2 protein-coding genes and 2 pseudogenes are annotated in these 2345 nt (G+C 67.2%); all 4 read left to right on the top strand.

Annotated elements, in window-relative coordinates; genetic code table 11:
- Positions 1–346 (top strand): annotated as a pseudogene (locus VIR09_RS06025) (P-type conjugative transfer protein TrbL); the annotation flags it as partial.
- A gap of 17 nt (positions 347–363) precedes the next feature.
- Positions 364–1068, top strand: coding sequence for a conjugal transfer protein TrbF (gene trbF, locus VIR09_RS06020; RefSeq protein ID WP_023110635.1), 705 nt, complete (start codon positions 364–366; stop codon positions 1066–1068).
- Positions 1065–2057 carry a P-type conjugative transfer protein TrbG gene (gene trbG, locus VIR09_RS06015; RefSeq protein ID WP_023110634.1) on the top strand — a complete coding sequence of 331 codons (993 nt, stop codon included), beginning with the start codon at positions 1065–1067 and terminating at the stop codon, positions 2055–2057. The genes trbF and trbG overlap by 4 nt, the downstream gene beginning before the upstream one ends.
- A 2-nt stretch (positions 2058–2059) precedes the next feature.
- Positions 2060–2345, top strand: a pseudogene (locus VIR09_RS06010) (conjugal transfer protein TrbI); the annotation flags it as partial.

Raw genomic sequence — 2345 nt, 5'->3', positions numbered from 1 at the left:
CAGGGGTGCAGCGGCTGGCCTAGGCAATGTCGCCAAGACGGGCGCACAGGCGGCGGGCCGCCGCGCCGCGTCTGGCGCTTCCGCTGCCGGGCAGAAGGTGGCCGATTCATTCCGCGCCGGCTGGAACGGCACAGGCGCTGGCGCTGCTGGCGCAGGCCAGGCCGCCGCTGGCGAAGCAGCAGACGGTGCTGCCGGCTCGCCCAAGCAGGAACAACCCGCCTGGGCCAAGCGGATGCACCGCCGCCAGCAAATCACCCATGCCGCGACCACCGCCGCCCACACGCTTCGCGGGGGCGACGGCGGCGGCTCCGGGCAAGGCCCGAGCCTGCGCGATTCCGATACCTGACCTTCAAGGAGAAACCCATGCGATTCAAGCGACCGCAGGTGCGCTATGCCGACACGCCGCAGCCTGCCACCCCATACCAATCCGCCGCCCAAGTTTGGGACGACCGTATCGGCTCGGCCCGCGTACAGGCGAAGAACTGGCGTCTCATGGCGTTCGGTTGTCTAGTGCTGGCACTGCTGATGGCCGGTGGCCTGGTGTGGCGCTCGGCGCAGTCCATCGTCACGCCCTATGTCATCGAGGTGGATGAAGCCGGCCAGGTGCGCGCCGTAGGCGAAGCCGCCACGCCGTACCGGCCAGGCGATGCGCAGATCGCACACCACTTGGCGCGCTTTGTGACGATGGTTCGCTCGCTGTCCGTCGATCCCATCGTCGTGCGGCAGAACTGGCTCGACGCCTACGACTACACGACCGACAAAGGCGCGGCCGCGCTCAACGATTACGCCCGCACCAATGACCCGTTCGCGCGCATCGGCAAGGAGTCGGTGACGGTGCAGATCACCAGTGTCGTCCGCGCAAGCGACACGTCATTCAACGTGCGCTGGACGGAACGCCGCTATGTCAACGGCGCGGCCGCCGGGCTGGAGCGGTGGACGGCCGTGGTGTCCATCGTCCTGCAAACCCCGCGCACCGAAGAACGCCTGCGCCGCAATCCCTTGGGCATCTACGTCAATGGCCTGGCGTGGAGCCGCGAACTGGATTCTTCCGAAGGAGCCAAGCCATGAACCTGCCTTTCCGCTTTTACGCTTTGCCGTCGATCCTGCTTGCCCTTGCGGGCTGCGCCTCGCAGGGCAAGCCGCCTCCGGTCATTTCGCTCGATGGGCCGGTGCAGGCGCAACCGCTGCCCGAGCCGCCCAAGCCGGTCGAAGTCGTGGCCGTCCCCGAGCCGCTGGCGCTGCCCGCGCAGTTGAAGCCGCTGCCGGAGGTCGATATGGCCCCGGCTGCGCCGGAGCCAGCCGACGAGAAGGTGCGCGTTTCGCGCGCCAACGCCGAGGCGCGCATCGCGCCGACCCGCGAGGGCTACGTCAATGCGATTCAGGTGTGGCCCTTCACGGACGGCGCGCTCTATCAGGTCTATGCCGCGCCGGGGCGCGTGACCGTGGTTTCCTTGCAGCCCGGCGAGGAACTGATGACGGTCGCCGCTGGCGATACCGTGCGCTGGATCGTGGGCGATACGTCCAGCGGCAGCGGCGAAGCGCTGCGCGTCAATGTGCTGGTCAAGCCCATCCGCTCGGGCCTGAAAACCAATCTGGTCATCACCACCAGCCGACGCACCTACCTGCTGGAACTGACCTCGACGGAAAAGGCGTGGATGGCCTCGGTGTCCTGGGACTATCCGAAAGACCGGATGCTGGCCTTGCAGCGCCAGTCGCAGGCGGCCAGCGCCGCCGCGCCGGTCGATACTGGCTTGTCGCTGGAGAAGATCCGTTTCCGCTACGCGGTCAGCGGTAGCAATCCGCCGTGGAAGCCGCTGCGCGCCTTCGACGACGGCGAGAAGGTCTATATCCAGTTCCCGCCCGGCATCGCGCAAGGCGAATTGCCGCCCTTATTCGTCATTGGTGCGCAGGGCGACGGGCAACTGGTGAACTACCGCTTCCGCTCGCCGTACTACATCGTGGATCGGCTGTTCGGCGCGGCTGAACTGCGCCTGGGCGGCGATGGCGGCGACGTGGTACGCATCGAGCGCACCGATGGCGTGGCGCGGAGGAACTGACCATGAACCAGGACAATCCCGCTGATGTTCCGGTGACGGGTGTGTCGCCCAAGACGGCCCCGGATACCGTCGCGCTGCGCGCTCAGCCGCGTTCAGTCACGCGTCTGAATCGACGCATGCTCGCCGCACTTTCCGGGGGCTTGGCAGTCGCCGTGCTGGGCGCACTGATGTGGTCGCTGCAACCGCAGCGGCGTGGGGCCAACGAATCGACCGAGCTTTACAACGTGGATCACGTCTCACGTTCCGAAGGACTTGAGCAGCTTCCTGCCGATTATTCCAAGCTGCCGC

The organism is Achromobacter sp. (assembly GCF_036567245.1).
GTDB lineage: Bacteria > Pseudomonadota > Gammaproteobacteria > Burkholderiales > Burkholderiaceae_B > Achromobacter.
Note: the sequence above shows the minus strand (reverse complement) of the source record. Positions and strands in the feature narration are given on the sequence as shown.